The 26,561-nt window shown below is 40.2% G+C and carries 21 protein-coding genes; 7 read left to right on the top strand and 14 right to left on the bottom strand.

Annotated features, from left to right (window positions below):
• Nucleotides 1-54 precede the first annotated feature (54 nt).
• The 7 genes from AC0QT1_RS05310 to AC0QT1_RS05280 all read left to right on the top strand — a co-directional run bounded on the left by AC0QT1_RS05310 (nucleotide 55) and on the right by AC0QT1_RS05280 (nucleotide 7,722).
• On the top strand, nucleotides 55-729 hold the full coding sequence (locus AC0QT1_RS05310) for a hypothetical protein (protein WP_473201794.1): 675 nt from the start codon (nucleotides 55-57) through the stop codon (nucleotides 727-729).
• Between the two features lie 85 nt (nucleotides 730-814).
• Nucleotides 815-1,867, top strand: coding sequence for an LbetaH domain-containing protein (locus AC0QT1_RS05305; protein WP_473201793.1), 1,053 nt, complete (start codon nucleotides 815-817; stop codon nucleotides 1,865-1,867).
• Between the two features lie 92 nt (nucleotides 1,868-1,959).
• Nucleotides 1,960-2,472, top strand: a complete 513-nt coding sequence (locus tag AC0QT1_RS05300; RefSeq protein WP_473201792.1) for a hypothetical protein — start codon at nucleotides 1,960-1,962, stop codon at nucleotides 2,470-2,472.
• Nucleotides 2,473-2,550: 78 nt separating this feature from the next.
• Nucleotides 2,551-3,330: a hypothetical protein gene (locus tag AC0QT1_RS05295; protein WP_473201791.1), complete on the top strand. Its 780-nt coding sequence runs from the start codon at nucleotides 2,551-2,553 to the stop codon at nucleotides 3,328-3,330.
• Nucleotides 3,331-4,400: 1,070 nt separating this feature from the next.
• On the top strand, nucleotides 4,401-4,982 hold the full coding sequence (locus AC0QT1_RS05290; protein WP_473201790.1) for an SCO family protein: 582 nt from the start codon (nucleotides 4,401-4,403) through the stop codon (nucleotides 4,980-4,982).
• Between the two features lie 26 nt (nucleotides 4,983-5,008).
• Complete coding sequence (locus AC0QT1_RS05285; protein ID WP_473200273.1) at nucleotides 5,009-5,878, top strand: 50S ribosomal protein L11 methyltransferase; 870 nt, start codon at nucleotides 5,009-5,011, stop codon at nucleotides 5,876-5,878.
• Between the two features lie 17 nt (nucleotides 5,879-5,895).
• Nucleotides 5,896-7,722, top strand: coding sequence for an aminopeptidase P family protein (locus AC0QT1_RS05280; protein WP_473201789.1), 1,827 nt, complete (start codon nucleotides 5,896-5,898; stop codon nucleotides 7,720-7,722).
• A gap of 342 nt (nucleotides 7,723-8,064) precedes the next feature.
• Here AC0QT1_RS05280 and ligA read toward each other — a convergent pair whose 3' ends face one another.
• The 14 genes from ligA to mraY form a co-directional block, all read right to left on the bottom strand.
• A complete protein-coding gene (gene ligA / locus AC0QT1_RS05275) occupies nucleotides 8,065-10,224 on the bottom strand; it encodes an NAD-dependent DNA ligase LigA (RefSeq protein ID WP_473201788.1) in 2,160 nt (719 codons plus the stop codon).
• A gap of 89 nt (nucleotides 10,225-10,313) precedes the next feature.
• A complete protein-coding gene (gene recN, locus AC0QT1_RS05270; protein WP_473201787.1) occupies nucleotides 10,314-11,975 on the bottom strand; it encodes a DNA repair protein RecN in 1,662 nt (553 codons plus the stop codon).
• Between the two features lie 6 nt (nucleotides 11,976-11,981).
• The gene (locus tag AC0QT1_RS05265) at nucleotides 11,982-12,875 is read right to left on the bottom strand and encodes an outer membrane protein assembly factor BamD (protein WP_473200277.1); all 894 of its coding nucleotides are present in this window, start codon (nucleotides 12,873-12,875) and stop codon (nucleotides 11,982-11,984) included.
• A 170-nt stretch (nucleotides 12,876-13,045) separates the two neighbouring features.
• Nucleotides 13,046-13,921, bottom strand: a complete 876-nt coding sequence (gene lpxC / locus AC0QT1_RS05260; RefSeq protein ID WP_473200278.1) for a UDP-3-O-acyl-N-acetylglucosamine deacetylase — start codon at nucleotides 13,919-13,921, stop codon at nucleotides 13,046-13,048.
• A gap of 209 nt (nucleotides 13,922-14,130) precedes the next feature.
• Nucleotides 14,131-15,876, bottom strand: a complete 1,746-nt coding sequence (ftsZ, locus tag AC0QT1_RS05255; RefSeq protein ID WP_473200279.1) for a cell division protein FtsZ — start codon at nucleotides 15,874-15,876, stop codon at nucleotides 14,131-14,133.
• A 68-nt stretch (nucleotides 15,877-15,944) separates the two neighbouring features.
• Entirely contained in the window at nucleotides 15,945-17,246 is a 1,302-nt protein-coding gene (gene ftsA, locus AC0QT1_RS05250; RefSeq protein WP_473200280.1) for a cell division protein FtsA, read from the bottom strand.
• A complete protein-coding gene (locus AC0QT1_RS05245; RefSeq protein WP_473200281.1) occupies nucleotides 17,243-18,151 on the bottom strand; it encodes a cell division protein FtsQ/DivIB in 909 nt (302 codons plus the stop codon). Before AC0QT1_RS05245 ends, ftsA begins: the two co-directional genes overlap by 4 nt.
• Complete coding sequence (locus AC0QT1_RS05240) at nucleotides 18,139-19,059, bottom strand: D-alanine--D-alanine ligase (RefSeq protein ID WP_473201786.1); 921 nt, start codon at nucleotides 19,057-19,059, stop codon at nucleotides 18,139-18,141. The genes AC0QT1_RS05245 and AC0QT1_RS05240 overlap by 13 nt, the downstream gene beginning before the upstream one ends.
• A 239-nt stretch (nucleotides 19,060-19,298) precedes the next feature.
• Nucleotides 19,299-20,276 carry a UDP-N-acetylmuramate dehydrogenase gene (gene murB / locus AC0QT1_RS05235; protein WP_473200283.1) on the bottom strand — a complete coding sequence of 326 codons (978 nt, stop codon included), beginning with the start codon at nucleotides 20,274-20,276 and terminating at the stop codon, nucleotides 19,299-19,301.
• The gene (gene murC / locus AC0QT1_RS05230) at nucleotides 20,254-21,681 is read right to left on the bottom strand and encodes a UDP-N-acetylmuramate--L-alanine ligase (RefSeq protein WP_473201785.1); all 1,428 of its coding nucleotides are present in this window, start codon (nucleotides 21,679-21,681) and stop codon (nucleotides 20,254-20,256) included. The genes murB and murC overlap by 23 nt, the downstream gene beginning before the upstream one ends.
• Entirely contained in the window at nucleotides 21,665-22,801 is a 1,137-nt protein-coding gene (gene murG, locus AC0QT1_RS05225) for an undecaprenyldiphospho-muramoylpentapeptide beta-N-acetylglucosaminyltransferase (protein WP_473201784.1), read from the bottom strand. The genes murC and murG overlap by 17 nt, the downstream gene beginning before the upstream one ends.
• Entirely contained in the window at nucleotides 22,794-23,948 is a 1,155-nt protein-coding gene (locus AC0QT1_RS05220) for an FtsW/RodA/SpoVE family cell cycle protein (protein WP_473201796.1), read from the bottom strand. Before AC0QT1_RS05220 ends, murG begins: the two co-directional genes overlap by 8 nt.
• A gap of 132 nt (nucleotides 23,949-24,080) precedes the next feature.
• The gene (gene murD, locus AC0QT1_RS05215; RefSeq protein WP_473200286.1) at nucleotides 24,081-25,481 is read right to left on the bottom strand and encodes a UDP-N-acetylmuramoyl-L-alanine--D-glutamate ligase; all 1,401 of its coding nucleotides are present in this window, start codon (nucleotides 25,479-25,481) and stop codon (nucleotides 24,081-24,083) included.
• Nucleotides 25,482-25,485: 4 nt separating this feature from the next.
• Nucleotides 25,486-26,556 (bottom strand): phospho-N-acetylmuramoyl-pentapeptide-transferase, encoded by a 1,071-nt coding sequence (gene mraY, locus AC0QT1_RS05210; RefSeq protein WP_473200287.1) that lies wholly within the window; start codon nucleotides 26,554-26,556, stop codon nucleotides 25,486-25,488.
• Between the last annotated feature and the right edge of the window lie 5 nt (nucleotides 26,557-26,561).

Below are 26,561 nucleotides of genomic sequence, written 5' to 3'. Positions count from 1 at the left end.
GCCCGGCGCCTTTTAGGTGTCAATAACAAACTTTACAACTAGGAGACACTAGCCATGAAAGCTACTGTTAATAAACAAACATCATCCAAAAAATATGAATTCACATATGATATGCAATGCATAGATGGTCACTTATTGTACCGTATACGTGCTTTAAAAGATTTTGGTGATGTAAAAAAAGGGGATCTCGGAGGGTATATCGAAAAGGAAAACAACCTATCCCATAAAGGAGATTGCTGGGTTTATGATCATGCTCGTGTCTTTGAAAATGCTCGTGTCTTTGGTAATGCAAAAATTAAAGGTTATTTTGTAGACGTTTATGGCAAGGCAAAAATTTATGGAAATGCTATTTTTGAAGGTCATACAATAAAAGGCAATGCAAAAATTTATGATAACGCCTCTGTAACTGGGTATGCCCATATTTCTGATGATGCGGTCATTTGTGATGATGCCCATGTCGGTGGCAATGCAAAAATAAGTGGCGCTGCTCACATTTGTGATGAATCCCGTGTCTTTGATGATGCCGTGGTTTGTGGGGCTCTTATCTCAGGAAATTCTTATGTACATAGTGCCGCCTCTTTAACTGCTGATGATCATATTTGGGACGAGGCATATCCAGAATTTGGTAGTGAAGATGATTATTATCGTCACGAATATTATGATGATTATGGTTATGATGATGATTGCCAATATGATTGCAATTCTGAAGATGCAAGTGAGGCTGCGTAAATAGACGCGCGGGCGCGGCGGGGGCGCCCCTTCTTAAGAACATTTCATTAAAATTTAATCCATTATTTAGATTGGGAACTTACCTATGACCACTATAAATGTATCTAAAATTGTATTCAAAAAATATGAACTTACTAATGAAACCCGTGTATGTGCTAATAGTACCCTTTATCGCATTCGTGCTTTAAGAGACTTTGATGATGTAAAGGCTGGTCAATTAGGTGGCTTTATTGAAACTGAAGATAACCTCTCTCATGATGGCAATTGCTGGGTTGGTAACGAGGCATGTGTGTATAATAATGCCCATGTTTCTGATAATGCGAAAATTTTCAATTATGCTAGTATTTTCGATAATGCAACGGTCTGTGACAATGCAAAGGTTTTTGATTTCGCAAGTATTTATGACAATGCAAAAATTTCTGATAATGCCTTGGTTTATGGTAATGCCTTTGTTTACAAATATGCCCGTGTTTTTGAGAATGCTGCTGTATGTGATAAGGCTGTTATAAGAGATAAAGCAAAAGTTTATGGGAACGCCTTTGTGAGTTGGTATACACGTATTGAAGGCAATACAAAGCTCTCCTGTGCATCTAAACCTTGTGACAATGCTTGTCTTGATTTACCTATAACAAAAAAATATGAATTAACAAATGAAAGCTGCATTCGTGATGGAATTACTTTACACCGCATTCGTGCTTTAAGAGATTTTTCTGATGTAAAGGCTGGTCAACTCGGCGGCTTTATCGAAAATGAAAGCAACCTCTCTCATGATGGTCATTGCTGGGTTTATGATAATGCTACCGTCTCTCATGATGCCCGTGTGTATGAAAATGCAAAAATATATGGCAATGCCCTTATTAATAGAAATGCTTGTGTTTATGGCAATGCTATAGTGCGTGGTCAAGTTTATGGCAATGCCATGGTTTGTAATAAAGCCAATATCCTTTATGACGCAAAAATTTATGATAATGCAAAAATCTCAGGTTCTGCTCGTATTGATCGGTCTGCTCGTGTTTATGATGATGCTTGCATTGATGATAACGCATATATTTGTTATTTAATAAAAATTTCAGGCAATGCCGTGGTTAATGGCAATCAAAAAATTTATGAAGATCTTGGTAAAATAACAAAACCATAAATAAAGCAACGTAAATAACAGGCGTTGCGGGGGCGCCTGCTTTCCAAATTCTTTCATTTAAAATTTAGTAGATATTTAGATTGGGTTTTCTCATGATTAGTACAGTTGTAACTAAAAAATATGAATTAACAAATGAAATGCGTCTCTTTGGTAATCACATACTTTATCGCATTCGTGCTTTAAAAAGCTTTTCTGATGTCAAGGCTGGTCAATTGGGTGGTTTTATCGAAAATGAAAGCAATCTCTCTCATGATGGTAATTGCTGGGTTTATGGTAATGCTCTAGTTTTAAACTCAGGTCATGTGTCTCAAAATGCTAGGGTCTATAATAACTCTATTATCGCTGGTTATGTTTATGGCAATGCAATCGTTTTTGGGAAATCGATCATTTATGATCATGCCCATGTCTATGGCAATGCAAAAATTTATGATCATGCCCGTGTTGTAAATCATGCCCATGTTTATGAAAATGAAAATCTTCACGGCATTGTTATGATTCTAGAAAAGACACGTGATGATATTGAAACAAGATCTTATATCGAATTGCTTTCCAATAATGAAATAAAAATCATCTGGCTGCGTAATAAAGCCTTTTTAAACATTTAGAGCGCCGCGGGGGTGCTCCCTCTTTCTAACATTTTCCATGCAACTTTTTTCACAAGAGAGATTGTGAGGGGTCTTATGATGTCTAAAAAATACAAATTAACAAATGAAACAAAACAACTGAAAGATAAAACCACACAAAGAATGACAACGCTTTATCGCATTCGTGCTTTAAAAGACTTTTCTGATGTTAAGGCTGGTCAATTAGGCGGCTTTATCGAAAAGGAATGCAACCTCTCTCATGATGGTAACTGCTGGGTTTATGATGATGCATGGGTTTATAACAATGCCCGTGTTTATGACAATGCAAAAATACGTGGCTATGCAAAAGTTCGTGGGTGTGTCTATGGCAATGCTCAGGTTCATGATAAAGTGTTCGTTTCTCAATATGCAAAAATTTATGATGATGCATTTGTTTATGACAATGCGTATGTGGCGGGCTTTATTTATGGCAAGGCTCGTGTTTATGGCAATAGCCGCGTTTCGATTGATGCCCATGTCTATGGCAAGGCGCATCTTTCTCATAATGGTTGTCTTTTTGAATATGCAAGGCTTTATGGCAACGCTAGGGTGTTAGGCTCTGCTTGTCTTTTTAGCACTGCGCATGTTTATGGGCATGCTGTTGTAAACAGCCGTGCGCAAATTTACGGCAAGGTTTATGACTATGCAAAAGTGAGTGGCTGTGCAAAAATTTATGGTTCTGTTTATGGAAAATCTCAGGTTTCTTATACAATAGAAGTCTTTGGTCGTGTTTGTGAGCGTGCAAAACTCAATCGACAAAGTAAGATCAGGGTAGTTCCAAAAAATAAGGAGGTTAATAAGAGCGATATTCTTATTGAGATTGTTGATACTGAAGAATAAAGAACAAATGCGGGGGGCTTTCTATTCTAAATCCCATCTTAAGAGACAAGAGTGCAAAAAAGAAAGCCGTGCCAATTTAGACGCGGCTTTATGAATGAATATATTAAGGAACTAACATAAAAGAAATTAATAACAAGTGGCTATATACAAAACGTATTATATTGCAAGCTCTCTAGTCTCTTTATAAAAACTTATCCAAAATAATATAAGGAATGATTATGAAAACGCTTTTTTTAAATCATTACATTGAATGAAAAAAACCTATGAGCTCTGTGATGGTTTAAAACCTATTCATAACAGTGCCCTCATTTTTAAAGCGGTTAATTTGAAAGAAAGCACCTTCTCAAAACGCTTTGTAAAGTTATATCAAGTCAATCAAAAGCAAGCATTGGTTTTGAAAGCAATCTCTCATAAAACAAAAAACAGCTGTAAAGCTCTCTTTTAAACATCTGCGTTTAATGATGTTATCTCTCAACTTCTCTCTACTTATGAAAAAAGGTGACCTCATTTTTGAGGTGACTGAAATTATACAATCCAAATTTGGATTAACCTCTTAAAGAATGTTTCAAATATTTGCATTTAAACAAGCTCTCATATTCAATTGCGTTTTAACAATTGCGATTATGTGATAAAAACGTCTTGTACAATTTATGAGATGTTATGAATGATAACTGCTTTGCATTTCATTTGAATGCTCTCATGCGTTATAACATTGGCATCATGATTTACTTTTTATGCTCTGTTTATAGATGGCTATTGTTTGTAAAAAATGGTCAATTGAATCATGCATAAAAGTGTGGATTCTAAAGAGGATTCAAATAAAATAAATGCACTTAATATACTGATTATATTGTATTTTTATTTGTAACGCGCCTTCGTATGAAGACGAGGCTCACTGTCATGGAATCGAAGATCTTTCTTACTATCCATCCATCTTTCACCAATTTTTTTCTATAAATATTTCCCTAAACAACATACCGACTAGGGAAACAAAATCAACCATGAAACAGAGATTGCAAAGTTAACCAGCCAATGTTACAATTTTTCAATCTATTTTAGAGAGTCAAGTTATGAAAAATGTAATGCGCATCTTGGGGCTAACGATCATATTTCTTGTAGGAATTTTTATTTATGATACGTTAAGAAATAAACCTCTGGGTGATAATTTCACACTCATTGATTCCAATGGGAAAACGATCACAGAAAAGGATATTAGAAGCAAGCCTTCAATAATTTTTTTCGGCTTCACTATGTGTCCTGAAAGTTGTCCTACCACACTCATCAATCTTGATCGATGGTTGACAGCTCTTGGACCACAAGCTGAGAAATTAGGAATATGGTTTGTTACAGTTGACCCTGAACGTGATACACCGGAAGTTCTCCATGATTATCTCAGTAACTTTACCAACAAAATTATTGGGATTAGTGGAGAGCCTGAAAAAGTTCATAAAATGGTAGATTCTTTTAATATCGTTGCTGAAAAAGTACCGGGAACAGATGGAAACTATACTTATAACCACACAGCAGCAATTTTTTTACTAAAAAAAGGCGGAAAGCTAGCTGGTGTCATTCCTTATGAAACAAAAGAGATCGATCCTGAAATAAAAGACAATATCGCCGTTGAACAACTAAAAAAGCTCGTCTCAAACTAAAAAAGTCAATTAAAAGAAAGAACAAAATGGCGCAGCAAATTCGTCTGTATTATACGACTTCCAAAAATGAAGCAGAGAAGTTTTATACTCTTATGGAAACAGCCTTTGATGAAGAAGGTTATCCTCTTGCTCTGACAGAGATAGATGAAAAAAATGCTGTGTATGAGCTTTCACTTTATGTCAATAAAGAAAGCCAAGAAGATGTTTCCAAATGTTTTGCGAACATTCTCTCTATAGATCCTGATAAAATTAACTATGAGATTTTACCCAATATTGACTGGGTTCAGCAAAGCCTTGAAGGACTAACACCTGTCCATGCTGGTCCTTTTTTTTTACATGGAAGCCATAACAGAAATAATATCCCTCCCAATGTTTTTCCTATTGAAATTGAAGCTAGTCAAGCTTTTGGTACCGGACATCATGGGACAACAGCCGGCTGTTTAGAAATGATTGCCAAGGTAATGCAAAAGGAAAGTCCTAAAAATGTCCTTGATCTTGGTACCGGTAGCGGTATCCTTGCCATCGCAATTGCAAAGCTCAAACCTGTTTGCATCCTTGCATCTGATATTGATCCAACTGCTATTCAAGTTGCACAACACAACATCGAACTCAATGGCGTAAAAGAACATATTACAACTGTCACAGCGACAGGTTTTTCCCACGATAAAATTGCATCACGTGCACCCTTTGATCTTATTGTTGCCAATATCCTTGCCAATCCACTCATTGAAATTGCTCAAGAAATGGTACAAGCACTCCAAAAAGGCGGATCACTGATACTCTCTGGAATTCTTGAAGAACAACACGCCACTGTTTTGGAAGCTTATGTAAAGCAGGGGCTAAAACATATTGAAACATACCACCGTCATGGATGGGTTACTATACATCTGAAATAAACAAAAAGGACGTTGTTATGTATCAAACTTTTGAGGAGACAACAAATCTCACTCATGCTGCGACACGTATTTCCTGTCTTCGTAAAGAACTCGAACGCCTCAAGCTAGATGGCTTTCTTGTCCCACGTACTGATGAACATCAAGGAGAATATGTCCCCCCCCATGCTCAACGTCTTAGTTGGCTCACTGGCTTTACGGGCTCATCAGGTATTGCACTCATTTTAAAAAACAAAGCTATTATATTCACAGATGGACGCTATAAGCTCCAAGTTCGCCAACAAACTGATCCTGATATTTTTGATTATGAAGACCTTGTGACTTGCCCCCCCTCACAATGGCTTGAAGAAAATGGGCAAAAGCTTTCACTTGGCTTTGATCCATGGCTTCACACTATCTCCGCTGTAGATATATTAAAAAAAACATTAGAAATGAAAGTAGGTGGAAGACTTGTAGCAATTCAACAAAATCCTATTGATCTTATCTGGCATGATCAACCACCCTTACCGCAATCTGCCTTATTGATTCATCCTCTCAAATATGCAGGATGCAAGACTGATGAAAAACTGACCTTAATTCATCAAAAGATCAAGCAAGCTCATGCAGATGCTTTTATTTTCACAGACCCCTCCTCTATTGCATGGACTTTCAATATCCGTGGTAATGATGTTTCCAACACACCTTTCACCCTTGGTTTTGCCCTCATTCCCATCAAAGAAACACCGACCTTATTTCTTAACAGCAAAAAATTAGGTATAGAACAAAAACAATATCTGGAACGCTATGCAAAATTATATGAACCAGAACAACTTATTGCAGAGATAAAAGATTATGTTCAAAAAGGAACAATTTTTGCCCTAGATCCCCAATTAACATGCGAAAAATTCCGCACCATTATTGAACAACAAGGAAGCTCTTTTATTAGCCTTACTGACCCTGTTGCTTTACCACGTGCCATTAAAAACAGCATAGAACTGAACGGCGCGCGTAAAGCACACCTGCGCGATGGTGTAGCCCTTATTCGTTTTTTTTCTTGGTTAGATAAACAAACACCAGGCACAATAAATGAAATTTCTACTGCTCAAAAATTAGAAGAATTGCGTATAATGACAGCAAAGGAAATGGGTGCAAAACTTGAAGATCTTTCTTTTGATACAATCTCAGCAGCAGGTGCAAATGGCGCCATTGTTCATTATCGTGTAACGACAAAAACAAATAAACAGCTCAATGCTGGTGAACTTTATCTTATTGATTCAGGTGGACAATACCGTGATGGTACAACAGACGTCACGCGCACAGTAGCAATAGGGAATATCGGAGAAGAAGAAAAACGCTGTTTTACTCTTGTTCTCAAAGGTATGATTGCTCTTTCAACTGCTCACTTTCCAAAAGGAACACGTGGTCAAGACCTTGATGCTCTAGCACGCATTGCATTGTGGAACGCTGGGTTTGATTACGCCCATGGCACTGGTCATGGTGTTGGATCTTATCTCTCTGTTCATGAAGGGCCACAAAATATTTCCCGCAATGGATCCCAAGAATTGATTCCCGGAATGATTGTTTCTAATGAACCTGGATATTATCGTGAAGGTGCCTTTGGTATTCGTATTGAAAATCTGCTCATTGTGAAACCAGCACAAAAAATTAACGGTGGAGATATAGAAATGCTCTCGTTTGAAACACTCACAAATTGTCCCATTGACCAGCGCTTAATCCTCCCAGAACTTTTGACATTACAAGAGAAAAAATGGCTCAATGATTACCATGCACATGTTTATCAAGTTAATGCACCTTACTTAAATAAAGAAGATAAAGAATGGGCCAAAGAAGCAACAAAACCCCTTTAAGTGAAGTCACACGGACATCTCTTAACTCTTCTTACAAAACGAACACCTTATCTCCTCCTTTTAAGAAAGGGATCTCTCTCTCCCATCAAAAATACAAAAAATATTTTATAAGATGCTTCAAATTTTGTGCTAAGCTGACAAACGCTAACCTAAACGGAACAAGATAATGCACTCTTGCAAAGGGTGGCGTTTATTTTGTGACGCCCTTCTTCGTCCTCCAGATGGTTATATCCCGTATTTTTCTTATTCCATCACCGTCCTGAAGGATAAAGAGAAATCCTATCTGATGACATATAATAAATGCTGATGAATTTATCCTCTTTGATTTGAAGACTCTCTTCCCTAAACATAATATCCCTCAATCAATTGCAGCCAAGCCTCTTCATCGATAGCCTCGACACCTAACTCTTGCGCTTTGGCTAACTTCGATCCTGCTCCAGCTCCAACAACAAGAAGATCGGTTTTTTTAGAAAGTGAACTGGAGGTCTTAGCACCCAATCGTTCTGCCAATGCTTTTGCTTCATCACGTGACATATGTGCTAAAGTTCCTGTAAAAACAATGATCTTCCCTGCTACAGGTGAAGAATCTGTCATAATAGGTTCCTCATCAAGAGGTGTGACTTCCTTAAGTAAGACCGATAGAACCTCATGGTTATGCGCTTCTTGATAAAAATCAATAATAGCACTCGCTACCTGTGGTCCAATTCCTTCGATATTAGTAAGCTCCATCCAAGCCTCATTGCCCTTTTCATTTTCCTTATTACATGGCATCTTAGCAGCCATCACAGCAGTTTCAAACGCTGTATAATTTTGATAAGCACGTGCAAGACGCCGCGCATTAACCTCTCCCACATGACGAATTCCTAATGCAAAGAGAAAACGACTTAAAGGAATTTCGCGGCGTGCATTAATGGCATCATACAGTTTACGGACTGAAACAATGCCAAAACCTTCCATATTTTCTAAACGCGTCAAAGATTTTTCTTGTCGCCGTTGTAAAGTAAAAATATCGGCTGGTGTATGAATACAAAGCGTCTCATCTTGAACACGAAAAAAGAACTCCACCTGTTTTTTCCCAAGTCCCTCAATATCAAAAGCATTCCGTGAAACAAAATGACGAATACGCTCAATGGCTTGTGCTGGACAAATAAGCCCACCTGTACATCGACGTACAGCTTCACCCTCCTCACGAACAGCATGGCTCCCACAAGCTGGACACAGATGCGGAAAAACAAAAGCAGAAGCGTCTTTTGGGCGCTTTTCAACAACAATATCAATAATCTGAGGAATTACATCACCAGCACGCTGCACAATCACCGTATCGCCTACACGGATATCACGCCCTTCACGAATTGGCTCGCCCTTATGACCAATTCCCTTAATATAATCCTCATTATGCAAGCTTGCATTGGTAACCACTACACCACCAACAGTAATAGGAGCAAGGCGTGCAACAGGAGTTAGTGCTCCAGTACGACCGACTTGAATATCAATAGCTTCTAAAAGCGCCATAGCTTTTTCTGCTGGAAATTTATGCGCAATTGCCCAACGTGGTGAACGAGAAACAAACCCCAAACGTGTCTGGAGCATTAAATTATTAACCTTATAAACAATCCCATCTATATCATAGCTTAACGAATGACGGCATTCTTCGATATCATGATAATAGGAAATCATTTCTTCTACTGTTTTAAAAACTTTCGTCAATGGGTTGATAACAAAGCCATAGTCTTTTAACTTTTTCATCATCTCCATTTGGCTTTCTGCAAACATTTCACTCACTTCACCACAAGCATAAGCAAAAAATTGAAGCTTTCGACTAGCAGTTATCCGTGAATCAAGCTGACGAAGCGAACCAGCTGCTGCATTTCTAGGGTTAGCAAAAGTTAATTTGCCTTTTTCTTGTTGACTGCTATTAAGTGCTTGGAAATCCTTCTGTCCCATATAAACTTCACCACGAACCTCAAGAATATCAGGAAATTCGCCCTGCAAAACTTTTGGAATATCAGCAATTGTTCGTGCATTCACTGTAACATTTTCACCGACATATCCATCTCCACGCGTTGCAGCACGCACAAGTTTTCCTTTTTCATAGCGCAAAGACAACGATAAACCATCAATCTTCGGCTCAGCCGTTATTTCCAAGATCTGTGTTGCTGGCAGTCGTAAAAAACGACGAATACGCTCAACAAATTCACAAACATCTTCAGCGCTAAATGCATTATCTAGCGAAAGCATTGGCTGTGCATGAACAGATTTTTCAAACTTTTCAGAAACTGGTGCTCCAATTTTATAGGAAGGAGAATCTGAACGAATGAGCTCAGGAAAAAGGGCTTCAATTTCTGCATTACGGCGACGAAGTGCATCATATTCTGCATCAGAAATTTCAGGCTGATCATTCGTGTTATAAAGAACATCATGACGGGCAATTTCTTTTGCTAACCATTCTAGTTCACTTTCTGCTTCAAGAGCAGTTAAGTTTTTAATTGCTTCCCTTTTCATAAGATTAATTCCAAATTATGGGCTATGACCTTAAAATTCTCTTCTTCTTTTGCTGAAGAGAATCCATATGAACACATGCGCGTCTCTCTCTATGTGAGAAGCTTTTGAGCCGCAGCACGTGCTTCTTGAGTAATCTGCTCTCCTGCTAGCATGCGAGCAATTTCCTCTGCACGCTCATTCTCCTCCATTTTACGCACACCCGTCATAAAACGCCCTTTATCACCACTTTCAACCTTTGAAATAAGAAAATGACTATGGGCTTTGGAAGCTACCTGTGGTGCATGTGTAATAGCAAAAACCTGAACACTTTTTGATAAACGCTGCAACCGTTGTCCAATGGCAGCAGCAACAGCGCCCCCAACGCCCGTGTCAATTTCGTCAAAAATCAATGTGGGAGCCGATCCACGATCAGACAAAACAACTTTTAATGCTAATAAAAAACGAGACAATTCGCCACCAGAAGCCACACTAAGCATTGGTCCCGCTCGTGTTCCAGGATTTGTCCGAACCCAATACTCAATACGATCTATCCCTTCTGCACTTCGTTTTTCAGCATCACTTTGTATTTCAACGATAAATTCTGCTTTTTCCAACTTCAATGCAGGTAACTCAGCCATAACACTCTTAGACAAGTGATTTGCGGCTTCTCGACGCTTTATTGACAATGCTTGTGCTAATATATCATAATTTTTTTGTGCTTCCCGTGCCTCAACTTCAAGATGAGTTAATGTCGCTTGCGCATCCTCAAAATCAGCAAGCTCCGCATCCATTTTATCACGCAACGAAACCAAATCATCCGCAGCAACCTGATATTTACGAGAAAAACCGCGAAGAGAAAAAAGACGCTCTTCTATCCGTTCTAATTCACCGCTATCAAAATCCAATGCTCGCATTGCTGCTTCAATCCCTTCTTGCGCTGCAGCAAGTGCATGTAATGCCTCATCAAGAGATTTCACCACCGGTGTAATGAGCTCTTGTGCTTCAGAGATTTTTCGCTCCAAACGCCTCACCAAATTAGAAAGAACAGGAATTGGTGATTTAGAGCCACTTAAGAGATCATCAGCTTCCTTAATATCCGTTGCTATCTTTTCTAATTTAAGCATATCAGCACGACGGAGAGAAAGAGCTTCTTCTTCACCAATTTGAAAATCAAGCTTCTCCAGTTCTTCCACACAGGCACGAAGATAATCAGCCTCACGCACAGCATTTTCTACTTTGCTACGCTGTTGTTGCAAGCGCTCTTCAAATTCACGCCATATCCGATAGCATTGGCGTAAATTTTCTGTCCCGTTCTGAAGCCCCCCAAAGGCATCTAATAACTGGCGATGCGTTGCAACATCAACAAGTGCACGATCATCATGCTGCCCGTGGATTTCAACCAACAAACGACCAACACACCGCATAAATGCTACACTAGCAAGCTGATCATTGATAAAAACACGGCTACGACCATCATTTGACTGCACACGCCGTAAAATAATATCACCTTCATCATCAAAACCGTTCTCACGGATAAGCTGACGTGCAGGATGTGAAACAGGAACATCAAAAACAGCCGTTACTTGCCCTTGTGCAGCCCCATGACGCACAAGAGAAGCATCGCCGCGCCCACCAAGAGCTAGCGACAAAGCATCAAGAAGAATAGATTTCCCAGCACCCGTTTCCCCAGTCAAGACCGACAAACCCGCTGTGAAATGAATATCAAGCGTTTCGATCAAAACAATATCATGAATCGAAAGCTGTACCAGCATAGAGAATCAACGTGCCTTCTTCTTATCACCCTTTAGAGCATGTGAGATCCAAGAAGATTTGTGCTCCTGTGGAGATATGCTATTTTTTTGCAATAAATTATAAGAAAACTTATACCACTCACTTTTAGGGTAATTACGTCCTAAAATAGCTGCTGCTGTCTGCGCTTCCGCAGTTAATCCAAGAGCAAGATTAACTTCCGTCAAGCGGAAAAGCGCTTCTTCAATTTGATTTGTATCGGAATACTCTTCAACCACTGTACGAAATCTTCTACTTGCAGCAAGATAGCGGCGCCCTTCTTCATAATAACGGCCAACCTGCATTTCTTTACCAGCCAACTGCTCCCGTCCAAAACGTATTTTTGCTTTAGCATCCTCGACATATTCAGAATTTGGATAGCGCTCCACAAGAAGTTGCATAGCAGCAATAGCACGCTTTGTATCACGTTGATCTCGTGTAACATCAGGAATCCGACGGAAAGAAGAAAGACCAATAATATAATAAGCATACGCCGAATCATCAGCTCCTGGATAAAGAGTGATATAGCGTTGAGCCATGCTAATTGAATCATCATACTTACCAAGCCGATAATTTGTAAAAGCACCCATTACCAAGGATTTACGGCCCCAATCCGTGTAAGCATACTGTTTTTCAATCGCAAGAAACTTTTTCGACGCATCGGCAAGCCGTCCACTCTCAAGGCTTGCAAGTGCCTGATTATATAAAACATCTGGTGGATCCATTTTTAACACATATACAGATGGATCAAGGGTATTTTTCTCTTTAAATAAACAACCCGCTAACAAGCAGGTGCTCCCCAAAAGCATCACCCCCAAAACTGTGCGTACAATGTTAGATTTCCTATCTGCCATATTTTCAATACATATATAAGATTTTGTCATAGTTCTTCCGGCCTCCAGAGAATGTCACCTTGTAGCAAAAATTATTTATTAAGCGTTTCTATACCATATCGCTTTAACATCCACTAACCAATTTAGTGACTTAGGTCAATCATCCCCCTAAAAATCAAACAAGCTATAAGAAAATCTTTTCAATTTTTGCTCTACACTCCCTATAAGTAACTTATTTCGTAACAAGATTCGTCTGCCAAAATAGCTTTTACCAATTGCGAATTAATTCTATGCCCACTACAATAGGAACGAAACAATCCAATAAAAGGTGCTCCAAGCAAAGCGGTATCACCAATCGCGTCAAGCATTTTGTGTCGCACACACTCATCCTCCCAATAAGGACCGCCTGGATTCATAATTTCGTCGTTAAGTCCGATAATAAGAGAATTTTCAAAAGAGGCACCTATTCCCTTTCCAGAAGTCCATAATTTTTCTACATCTTTAACAAAACCAAAAGTGCGCGCACGTGATAAATTATCGCGAAATCCTGCTGGGGTAAGATCAAAGCTAAAATGTTGCTTACCAATAGCAGAAGAAGAAAAAGAAATCGTTACATCAAAACGACGCCCATCAAACGGCAAAAACTCAGCAACTCCACTCGCAACTTCAACACGCAGCGGTTTTTTTATGATAAAATAAGGACGCAACGCATTTTGCTGTACAATACCAACCTCTTCAAAAGCTTGACAATATTGCCATGCAGCCCCATCCAAAATAGGTATCTCATGACTCGATACCTCAATAATAAGGTTATCCAAATTATAAGCGGTAATTGCAGCCATCAAATGTTCAATTGTTTCAATTCTGAATTCACCATGACCAAGCACTGTTGATAATTCAGTCGATCCCGTTTGCGATGCATGCGCATAAAGGATTTGATTCGTTCCTTCTAATCCACAACGCTTAAAAATAATACCACATCCAACATCAGCTGGATGAATTTTCACCACAGATAAACATCCACTGTGAACACCATAGCCCTTCAATGCTACGGATTTTTTAAGAGTAGACTGATATTTTTGCACCAGCTTCATCATGTTACTTTATTGAATAATTTTATAACCTTTGAAAATATTTATAAAACTATAAAAATGATATTCATAGCAAACAATAAACCCGCTCATTATAAACGGGTTTATAAAAAATAAAACACTTTTCTCAAAAACACAGTATATTCTGCTACTTAAAACTTTTAACCATCATGAAAAAAGGATTAAAATAGCCTCTTTTCCTCACTTTTTGCCAATCAATTGGCCTGACGACGCAAAAATGCTGGTATTTCTAATTGATCTTCTTCGGTTATAAAGTTACGCTGATCTTGCGGGACATGAGGATGTAATTCGCCAGAACGACGTGGAACATACACAGAAGCATCCTGAGAACTTTTATTATAAACCTGCGCTTCTTTCTGCTGAGAGGATCTCACAGCAGGCTCTAACCGAGCTTCTGGTTCAACTTCCTCACGATGTGTCAAGCTCTGTTTCAAACGTTGCCAAAGATTGCGAGGACCCTGGCCAGCTGCTGGAACCCTCTCACGTTGAGCATGAACAACAGGAGGAAAATCTTTTAACTCAGGCATACGCATCGGTGATCGTGCTTGCATATGTTGTACTTGCTTGTCTTTCTGCTTCACAACCTCTGTCATTTCATCAAGAACATGCGCCGTCGCCTCCATACTGACCGGTGCAACCATCGACTGTTGAGAAGCACGGCTTGCTTGCATACGTGGCGCATTTGATATCTGACTATGCACAACACTTGAACCATAAGGAGCAGTGCTCACACTTCGTGCAGCAACAGTATCGGCAGGCTGTGCAAAAATCTGGCTCTTAGGACGAAACTGTTCTCCAGCTGGTTTCCCTTTCTCTATTTCAAGTGCTTCTATCACTTCTACCATTGACTCAGAACGTAAAGGAGGTGACTGAACATGAAAAGAAGTCTGTGACGATGCCGCAGGATCACTCTTACGAATTGAAGCAGCAGGTCTTTGAAGTTGAGGATGAGATGGCTGAACTATATCACTAACCTCACGATCAATACCTGTTGCAACCACAGATACACGAATAACACCCTCTAGGGACTCATCATCAATGGCACCAAAAATAACATTGGCATCGGCATCCACTTCTTCGCGAATACGATTAGCAGCTTCATCGACTTCAAAGAGTGTCATATCACGACCACCCGTAATGGAAATAAGTAAGCCACGAGCACCACGCATAGAAGTATCATCCAACAGTGGATTCGCAATAGCAGCTTCAGCAGCATTCAAAGCGCGACCTTCACCAGACGCTTCACCCGTTCCCATCATCGCCCGGCCCATTTCATGCATAACAGAACGAACATCAGCAAAATCAAGGTTAATGAGCCCTTCTTTAATCATGAGGTCGGTAATAGAAGCAACACCAGAATAAAGTACTTGATCAGCCATGGCAAATGCATCAGCAAATGTTGTTTTTTCATCCGCGATCCGGAAAAGATTCTGATTGGGAATAACAATAAGCGTATCAACAGACTTTTGCAATTCATCAATGCCGGCCTCTGCCGTTTTCATACGACGCGCACCCTCAAACTGAAAAGGCTTTGTTACAACACCAACAGTCAAAATACCTTTTTCACGCGCAGCACGAGCCACCACAGGTGCCGCGCCAGTTCCGGTACCTCCCCCCATACCAGCTGTAATAAAAACCATATGAGAATCTGCTAGATGATCGATAATTTCATCAATACATTCCTCTGCCGCTGCTTGACCAACTTCTGGCAAAGCTCCAGCACCTAGACCTTCCGTAACTGCTGCACCAAGCTGGATAACACGTTCAGCCTTTGACATAGCCAAAGCCTGTGCATCTGTATTTGCAACAACAAAATCAACTCCCTGAAGACCAGCATTAATCATATTATTCACGGCATTCCCACCGCCACCGCCAACACCAAAAACGGTAATGCGTGGTTTTAATTCCGCGATATCTGGCCGATGCAGATTAATCGTCATTTTCTTTTCCTTCTCATAAAACATCGCAAACCCAAGCGATAAAATTTAACTTACCTCAATAAACTTATTTAAAAACTCTCACGCAACCACTGACCAACACGCTGAAAATACCCACGCGTGCCCATCGATAAATGTTTCACTGCACCCTGCATTGTTTTTTCTTCAAACCCCACCAATTGCGGATAAATTAACAATCCAACAGCAGATGAAAATGCCGCCCCTTTTGCAAGAGAAGGAAGCCTCGAAATACCTAAAGGCCGTCCTATACGAACATTTCTTCCCAAAATACTCCGTGCCATTTCTGGCAATCCTGTTAACTGGCTTGCACCCCCGGTCAAAATAACACGCTTACCAATAATGTGACCAAAACCAGAACGATTTAAACAATCACGTACCATCTCTAGAATTTCTTCAACACGTGCACGAATGATACGACCAAGAACAGCACGAGGATATTGCGTCTCACGCTGTCCATTCCCAATCTCTGCCACATTAATCATATGTCGCTCATCAGCACTTGTCAGAAGCGCTGAACCATAGACAACTTTTAAACGTTCTGCCTCTGTAAGTGACATAGAGAAACCACGTGCAACATCAAGAGTTACATGATGCCCACCAATCGCAAGCGCCTCTGCATGGACAAATTTTCCCTCAAAAAACACTGAAAATGTCGTTGTTCCACCACCAAAATCAATACACGCGGCCCCTAGATGCGCTTCGTCATTCATCAAAACAGCAAGACCACTTGCAAAAGGAGTTGCAACCATTGTTTCAACACTCAAATGTGCACGATTAATACAAGTTTCTAAATTACGCAAAGAAGCTGTTTCCGCTGTTACCACATGAACATCGACACCAAACAATTCTCCCGCCATTCCAATAGGATCAGAAATCCCTTTATCTCCATCCAATACATAGGAGACTGGAACGGTATGCATAACATGACGCTCAGCATCAAAAGCTTTACGAGAAACATCTGAAAATGCCACACGCACATCACGCTGAGTGATTTCACGACCATTCAAATTTACCATGCCATTAATAAGAGCACTTTGTAATCGACTTGAGGAAAAGTTTACAATCACCGAATCCACGACCAAACCAGCCATTTTTTCTGCCGCATCAACAGCCAACCGTATTGATTGCTCTGCTGCAAACATATCCATCACAACACCGGATTTGATACCCTGTGAGCGCTGTACTCCAAAGCCTAGAATTTCCATCGAATGTGTACGACCATGTAAATAATGCGTATGTTTCAAAGGACGCAAACAAGCAATAAGACAGACAATTTTACTTGATCCGACATCAAGAACCGTTAAAAAACGTGTTTTACGCCCCCCCATATGCTGTGATCTGAGCAACATCATAGGCTTCCTGCCTTTCGCGCCTTCAACATGCGTTCTTCTTCTGCTACAGCAGCACCACGACGGTCTAATGCCTCATCGGACAAGGAAACTGTAATACGATCAGAAAGGCGTAAATCAACACTCAGAATATCACGAGAAAAAAGATCCTCCGCTGTGCCAGTCTTAATCAAAGAAGAAAGCCTTTCAAGCGCATCATTTTCAGGCAACATAACGCGTACCCCATTATTCAAAACAAGATCCCAGCGCCGATCACCGACACGCACAAAAGCACGAACACGACTATACAACTGTGGATACACAGAAAGTTCTTGAAGAAACATTTTGGCAGCATTTTGCGCGCCTTGGCCAACCAAAAGAGGCAAATTCCGAACAACTTCACCTTTAAGAGGCAAAATAATACGACCTGTATCATCAACAATATCCATCATGCCATCATGCTGCCAAATTGCATAAGGCTTACGCTCTACGATTGAAATACGCACTCTATTGGGATAAATTTTCTGAACATTAGCCGATTGAACCCAAGCTTGCTGCTCCAAAACAGAACGGGCCTTCTCAACATCAAAAGTGAATATAGACTCAGCAGAATCAAGTCCTAAAATTTTCAAAATCTCCTGTTTTACCAAGCGTTTATTACCATTTATATCGACATCAGTGACCAAAAAACCAACATCCGATATTACAGTTTTCACAATCACCCCCATACGACCACTCGATGAAAGCCCATAAAGCACTGTAAAAAAGAAAAATAACAAAACCGCAAAAGAACCAAAATGGCGAGGAACATGAATATCGGCTATAAACTCAAACACAATTCGAAGAACGCGACGATAAAGACGTGGCAAAACTGACACGAACAGCACCTCCATCGAACCATTTGCTTTATTAACATTCAACGCATACACGACGCGTCCTCCACCATCCACTGAACAATATCGCCATAACTACGACCACTTGCTTTTGCAATATCAGGAAAAAGAGAGGTTGGTGTCATACCGGGCTGAGTATTAATTTCAAGCCAAACCAATTCTCCTGCTTCCTCATCAAAACGAAAATCAGAACGGCTAACACCTCGACAACCTATCGCCTGATGCGCAGCTAAAGACATTCTTTGCACCTTTTGGTAAATATTTGATGAAAGTGGTGCAGGACAAATATGAAGAGAGCCACCAGTTTTATATTTTGAATCATAATCATAAAATTGGAAATGCTGATCGGGAAGAATTTCACAGACATCCAGCACCTCATTTCCCAAAACAGCACAAGTCAGTTCACGACCAGGAATATATTTTTCAACAATTACTTCATCTGCATAAGCCCACTCAGATCCTACAATATTATGGGGTGGTACAGATTCACTTTCTTTAACAATCACAACACCAAAACTCGACCCCTCGCACACAGGCTTAATCACATAAGGGGGCTCCATAGGATGCACTCGCCCAACAGCAAAACGACTCATCACCAAAGAAGGCGCAACGGAAACTCCAACACTTGCCACAATAATTTTTGCACGCCCCTTATCCATCGCCAATGCCGACGCCATGACTCCAGAATGCGTATAAGGAATTTTCAAATATTCAAGAATACCCTGAATACAACCATCTTCTCCAAAAGAACCATGCAATGCATTGAAAGCGATATCAGGCCGCAACTGTTCAAGAACAGAAGCAACATGACCGTCAACATCCACACGACTTACACGATACCCCTGTGCTTCAAGAATATCAGCACAAGCAGTACCTGAAGACAAACTTACAGACCGCTCAGAGGAGACCCCCCCCATTAATACAGCTATATGTTCATCTTTCATAAAAACTCACCCTCCTTTGTCTACCATATATAGACTACATAGAAATAACTAACACCATATACAGAAAATACTAAGATTTATCCTTGCGAATCAATCATCTAGCATTTTTCGTAATGAATCAGAATCAGGCACAAGACGCAAGAGCTTCTCTGTTAATTTATTGATTCTTAATGGAATTTTTTTATTATCTCTTTGAAATGACTCAATTTTTTATTGCACTTTTTTATGCACTCAGTAAATCAGTGAGACTGTTCAAAAGAGAGAACATTACGACCTTGTTCAAATTGACCAATACGCCATATTTCCCACTGTAAAAGATGGGCTGAATGCGCAAAAACACGTGCACGGACTGTTTCACCCAAAGCTTCAAGATCATAACCTGTTGCTTGCCCTGTATTAATCATAAAATTACAGTGCATTTCGCTCATTTGAGCACCCCCAACCCGCAAACCACGGCATCCAGCTTCATCAATAACACGCCACGCAGATGTACCTTCAGGATTTCGGAAAGTTGATCCACCTGTTTTTTCACGAATAGGCTGTACTGCTTCCCGATGACGTGCAACCTCATCCATAGCTGCACGAATATCATCTTTATTCCCCTGTTGGCCTTCCAACAAAGCCGCCGTAAAAATAAGATCTTCAGAAACATTACAATGACGATAGGAATACTGCATATCCTTTAAGCTCAAGATATGGCGCTGTCCTTTACGATCAAATGCATAAACCTCTACAACACGTGCAGCTGTCTCAATACCATTAGCCCCAGCATTCATTTTAAGGGCTCCTCCAAGACCACCAGGGATACCATGATAAAAATGAAAACCTGCAATCTCAGCTTCTAAAGCTGCCGCTGCTAAATGTTTATCTGCCGTAGCAGCACCAACAAAAAAGCGGTTTGGAGAAACTTGTCGCACTTGCCCAAAACCTTTAGCTGAAAGACGAATAACAACACCAGGAATTCCCCCATCACGGACCAAAAGATTAGAACCGATCCCCACAATTGTGACAGGAATAGATTGAGGTAGATTTTGTAGAAAAAGGGCTAAATCTGCTTCATCCGCAGGTTGATAAAGAAGTTCTGCTAACCCACCAGTGCGAAACCACGTCACCTTCCGCATCTCGATATTAGGCGCAAGTTTGCCTTTTATTCTGCTTAACATCGGTTGCAATTGCGCCAACAGCGCCTCACCATCAATGCGTTGAAAATTTATCATTATGATCCAATACCGCCAACTGATGCGGCAAAGCACAAGCCCACTGTGTGATATTGCCAGCACCAAGAAAAACAACATAATCCCCCGATTGAGCAACTGTAGAGACAATCGAAATGACATCTTCCAGAGAATGAATCAAACGCACATCACGATGACCAGCCATTTGAATATGTTCGACCAACTCTCTAGCACCAAAACCATCAATAGGTTCCTCACCGGCTGCGTAAACAGGCGTAATCAGCACTGTATCTGCATTATTAAAACAAGCAGCAAAATCATCAAACAAGTGATACAAACGTGAATAACGGTGTGGTTGCACAATCGCAATCACACGCCCTTTTGCGCTTTCACGTGCTGCACATAAAACAGCCTTTATTTCGACAGGATGATGTCCATAATCATCAAATATTTCAATTCCGCGCCAACTTCCTGTTTGCGTAAAACGTCGTTTTACTCCACCAAATTCTGCTAAGCCCTTTTTTATCGATTCATTTGAAATGCCAAGTTCATGAGCAATAGCAATCGCTGCCGTTGCATTAGAAACATTGTGCTGCCCAGACATTGGCAAAATTAAATTTTTTAACTCAGTCCTTTTCCCTGTTTTACGCGAACGAATAAGAACATCAAACTGCGTTTTTTGACCATCCATCGAAACATTAAAAAAACGAACATCTGCTTGTGGATTAGTCCCATAAGTGATCACCCACCGATCATCAATACGGCCAGCCAACAACTGAACCTCTGGATGATCAAGGCACAAAATAGCAAAACCATAAAAAGGAACATTTTCTACAAATTGCCGAAAAGCTTCACGTACAGCACCAAAACTTCCGTAATGGTCTAAATGCTCAGCATCAATATTGGTAACAACGGCAATATCGGCAGGCAACTTCAAAAATGTACCATCACTTTCATCGGCCTCAACGATCATCCAATCCCCTTCTCCCATACGCGTATTCGTACCATAAGCATTGATAATACCGCCATTAATCACCACCGGATCCAAATGACCAGCGACAAGCAGTGCTGCTACCATTGATGTGGTGGTTGTTTTACCATGCGTACCACCAACAGCAATTGCCCGACGAAACCGCATAAGCTCCGCTAGCATTTCCGCACGTCTTACAAGCGGCAAATGTTTTTCTTTTGCAGCAATATATTCAGGATTTGTTTTTTTTACGGCCGTAGAAAAAACAACAACCTCTGCATTCCCTAAATTTTCAGCGTGATGACCTATATGGATATTAATTCCTTTTCTCCGCAAACGTTCAACATTTGCACTTTCAACTTGATCTGAGCCTTGAACCTTATAGCCAAAATTATGAAAAACCTCAGCAATTCCACTCATACCAATACCACCAATTCCAATAAAATGGATAACGCCTATATTAAGCGGCATTTTCATTAAAAAACTCCTCTCTTATATCTGACAATGCTTGCCCTGCAATCAAGGCTTCAGCCATATCAGCAAGGCGACTGGTTGCATAAGGTTGTCCGACTTTTTTTGCAGCAAGCGCCTGTTTTTCCAATAAATGCGACGAACAAAAAGCCTCTGTTAAAAGAGCAGCAAGTTTTTGTGCGCTTAAATCTTTTTCTGCTACGATTTGAGCACCTCCTACAGCAGCAAGCAATGCTGCATTTTCTGCCTGATCATGATCTAAAGCATGAGGATATGGGATAAGCAAAGCGGGCCGACCAATCACAGCTATTTCACAAACAGATGACGCACCAGCACGTGATAAAATAAAATGAGATCGCGCCATACGTTCAGCAATATCATCAAAGAAACAAGCAACTTCTGCTTGCACACCCATCTTACGATAGATTTCTATCAACTCTTCAGCTCTACCCCGAACTTGCTGAACAATTCGTAAGCGCTTACGGTTCTCATCATCCAGCAAAGCAATTGCTTCCGGAACAATTTTTGAAAAAGAAGAAGCTCCTTGGCTACCACCAAAAATCAAGAAATGAAATGGATTTTCACCCGTTGAAGGATGATAAGGAACATTTGCTGCTTTAAGAACAGCCTCACGCACAGGATTTCCGGTAAGAAGTATTTTATGAGCATAAGTGTTATTGGGTGACAACAAACCACCGGCTATCGCACGTACAAAAGTTGCCAACACTCTATTAGCACGCCCCATAATAGCATTTTGCTCATGAACAAATGTTACCCGTCGACTTAAGGCAGCAATCAAAAGAGGTGGAACAGTAGGGTATCCGCCAAATCCACCAACAAGCACAGGACGCAGCTTATAAAACAGCGCTAACGACTGCCCCATTCCTTTTAATAAAGTCAAAAATGTTTTTACAAGTGCAAAAGGATGGCGTCGTGTAAATGTCGCTGATGAAACTATATGAGTATGCTCTTCATCAAAACATCGTACAAAACATCGAGCTCTTTCATCTGTTGCCAAATGTACATCATATCCACGTTGCCTTAATTCAACGGCAAGCGCTTCAGCAGGAAAAAGATGCCCGCCTGTACCACCAGCTACCAAAACAATAACTTTTTTATCAGTCATAAGGAATATCCAAAGCAGAAGGAGAGGAAAAAGCAGAAAGGCGTGCTTCTGGCCAACGGCGTGTTAAACTCAGCAAAATACCCATTGAAAGGGCAATCGCCAACATTGATGAACCACCATAAGAAATAAATGGTAATGTCATACCTTTTGGAGGGATTAAGTGAAGATTAACCGCCATATTAATCGCTGATTGAAAGCCAATCATCATCGCTATACCAGTAATACCAAGACGTATAAATGAATCACGCGTATTTAACGCTATATACAGTGAGCGTATAACGATAAAGCCAAAAAGCATCATAATGAAAAGACACAGGATAATACCATATTCTTCAGCAGCAACGGAAAACACAAAATCTGTATGGCTATCAGGAATGATACGTTTCACTGTTCCTTCTCCCGGACCTTGCCCAAACCAACCACCATTCAAAATAGCTTCACGTCCTACATCCACTTGAAAGGTATCGCCTTCCCCTGTTAAAAAACTATTGATACGTTCACGTACATGGTGAAGAAAAAAATAGGCGAACACAATTCCTACCATGCCTAAAACGATAAATAAGAAAATAATGGTAAGAGGCACGCCCGCAACAAAAAACAAACCACCCCATGTTGCGCTTAATAACAGTGTTTGACCAATATCAGGCTGTAGAACAAGAAGCACACAACAAAAAGCATAAAGTACAAGAGCTAACATGTAGCCAAGAATACCTTTACGCCGCATCTGTTCTGAAAAAAGCCAAGCAGACATCACCACAAAAGCTGGTTTCATAAATTCTGAAGCCTGTACAGAAAAACCAAAGAGAGGAATCCACCGACGGGCTCCCTTTAATTCTGGACCAACGAACAAAGTTGCAACCATAAGAACAAGCGTTGCAATAAACAAAAGAGCACATAAACGGCGAATATTACGAAGCGAAAAAAAAGAGATGGTAATCATCGTAAAAAATGCTGGAATACTAAAAATGATATGCCAGCGAACAAAATAAAAATTATCAGCAATTCCGATTTTTTTTGCAATCGTGGGGCTTGCAGCAAAAGAAAGCATAATGCCAATCCCCATTAAAATCAAACAAGCGGCAAAGATAGAGCGATCAATCGTCCACCACCAATTAGCAATTGGGTCTCTATCTACACGTGTAACCATCATGCCCACCTTCTCTTTTTCATAATTATCTTCAAAGTGATATGGTTCCTACCTTTTTAGCAAACACTTTAAAAAAACAAATTACTCAAAAAAAGATTCTGGAGTCTTAACGTAAAAGGATTTTTTAAAAGTTCATGTTTCTTTTAACTGCCTAACAAAAGAAACAAAGGCTTCTCCACGCATTTCATAATTTTTGAATTGATCATAACTTGCACAGGCAGGTGAAAAGAGAACCACCGCCTCTTTCGCCTTACAGCACATTGCATCAGCAACAGCTTCATGCATTGCATTTTCCAAAGTTAAACTCATCGAAAAAGGAAAGGCAGATCCAATAACACTAGCAAATTCTTCCGCTGCTGTTCCAATCAAATAAGCTTTGCGGATTTTATGAAAAAAAACTCTCAAAGCCTCAATTCCACCTTCTTTCGCCTGCCCTCCAACAATCCAAAAAATATCATTAAAAGCAGCCAATGCAGGAGCCGATGCGTCTGCATTGGTAGCCTTACTATCATTGATAAACAACACAGCTCCCATCTTGCGCACCTGTTGCATACGATGTGGCAATCCTTTATAATTAGCTAAATGCTTTTCTATATGTGGATCTTTGATTTTTAAAGCCTGCAATGTTGCTAACGCCATAAGAGCATTTTGCGCATTATGACGACCGCGCAATGCAGTCATATGAGCGAGATTTGCCAGCATATGATGCCGCCCATGACGAACACAAAAAAGCTGAGTCCCATCAGCATAAAAGCCATTTTCAACAAAATGTTCCTTGGAAACCGCTTTAACTTGATGACCTTCATGAAGCAATTGTTGATATAAATCCTGACAAACTGCATCATCAACGGAAATAAAAGCATGAGAAGCCTCAGCAACCAAACGTCTTTTGGCTTGCACATAATGAGCAAAATTGCCATGTCGATCAATATGATCAGGCGTCAAATTCAATAACAGTCCAATAGTTGGCCGAAGAGAGAGTGTAAGATCAATTTGAAATGATGAACATTCAATTACATAAATACGTTTTTTAACAAAGGGTTTCAGAGTTAATATTGCAGTTCCAATATTTCCCCCCATCTGAACATCATAGCCCATTTGTTCTAACAGATGAGAAAGCAAAGCTGTCGTTGTTGATTTCCCATTCGTGCCGGTAATAGCAATGAACGGAACATCCTGATCGCAAAGACCATTCTGCTGTAAAAAATAATTGCGCGCACGCACAAATAATTCAATATCACCGATAATTTCTATCTGTTTTTGACGTGCTTTCTCCACAATCCAATGCGGCTTAGGATACGTCAAAGGCACTCCAGGAGCTAAAATCAATGCGACAAACTCTGTCCAATCCTCATAACGAAGATCTCTCGTTGGAATATTTTGCCGAACAGCAGCTTCTCGACTTGAAGGATTATCATCCCACGCAACAACTTCTGCACCGCCATTGATCAATGATTGCGCAGCAGCTAATCCCGATTGCCCCAATCCAAACAGAGCAACTTTCTGATCTTTATAACACGTAACAGAAATCAAAGTTTTACCGCAATTTAAGTGTTGAAAGGCCAATCAAAGCGAGGACAATCGAAATAATCCAGAAGCGTATCACGATTTGACTTTCAGTCCACCCTTTTTTCTCAAAATGATGATGTATTGGTGCCATAAGAAATACACGCTTTTTTGTTAATTTGAAGTAGCCAACCTGAATAACAACTGAAAACCCTTCCAAAACAAAAAGCCCACCAATAAGAGCCAAAACAATTTCATGCTTTGTTGCTACAGCGACAATACCTAAAAGTCCTCCAAGAGCTAACGAACCTGTATCCCCCATAAAAATAGCCGCAGGTGGTGCATTAAACCATAAAAATCCGAGGCCTGCACCAACAACGGCACCCAATAAAACAGCCAGTTCACCTGTTCCCGATACATAGTGAATTTGTAAATAATCAGCAAAATTTATATTACCAGAAAGGTAAGAAATCAGAGCAAAAGACAAGGCAGCAACCATTACAGGAACGATAGCAAGTCCATCAAGACCATCCGTCAAATTAACCGCATTCCCTGTTGCTACAATGACAAAAGCAGAAAAAGGAATGAAAAACCAACTCAAATTGATAAAATACTCTTTCATAAAGGGCAAAGCTAATCCAGGGGAGCCAACTTGCAAGATAATAAAGGTAGCGATTGCTGCAACAAGAAACTCCAAACTTAATCGAGCTTTACCGGAAAATCCTTTGTGTGTTTGTTTTGTTACCTTAAGATAATCATCATAAAACCCAATTGCTCCAAAGGAAAGCATAACAAAGAGCGATACCCAAAAATAAATATTCAATAAATTACACCACAAAAGCGCTGATACCACAATGCCCGTTAAAATCATTAATCCACCCATAGTAGGTGTCCCCGCCTTTTTAAAATGTGTCTGAGGACCATCAGCACGAATTGGTTGCCCTTTTCCCTGCCGTAATTTAAGAGAGGCAATAATGCTAGGGCCAAATAAAAAGACAATAAGCCCCGATGTAAGCGTAGCAGCTATCGTGCGAAAAGTAATATAACGAAAAACATTAACTCCTGGAAACCAGTCACTAAGCGAAGATAAAAACAGCATCATGATAC

The sequence above is a fragment of the Bartonella sp. P12B genome, assembly GCF_055796185.1.
The sequence above is the reverse complement of the archived record's forward strand: the minus strand, read 5'-3'. Positions and strand labels throughout refer to the sequence as shown.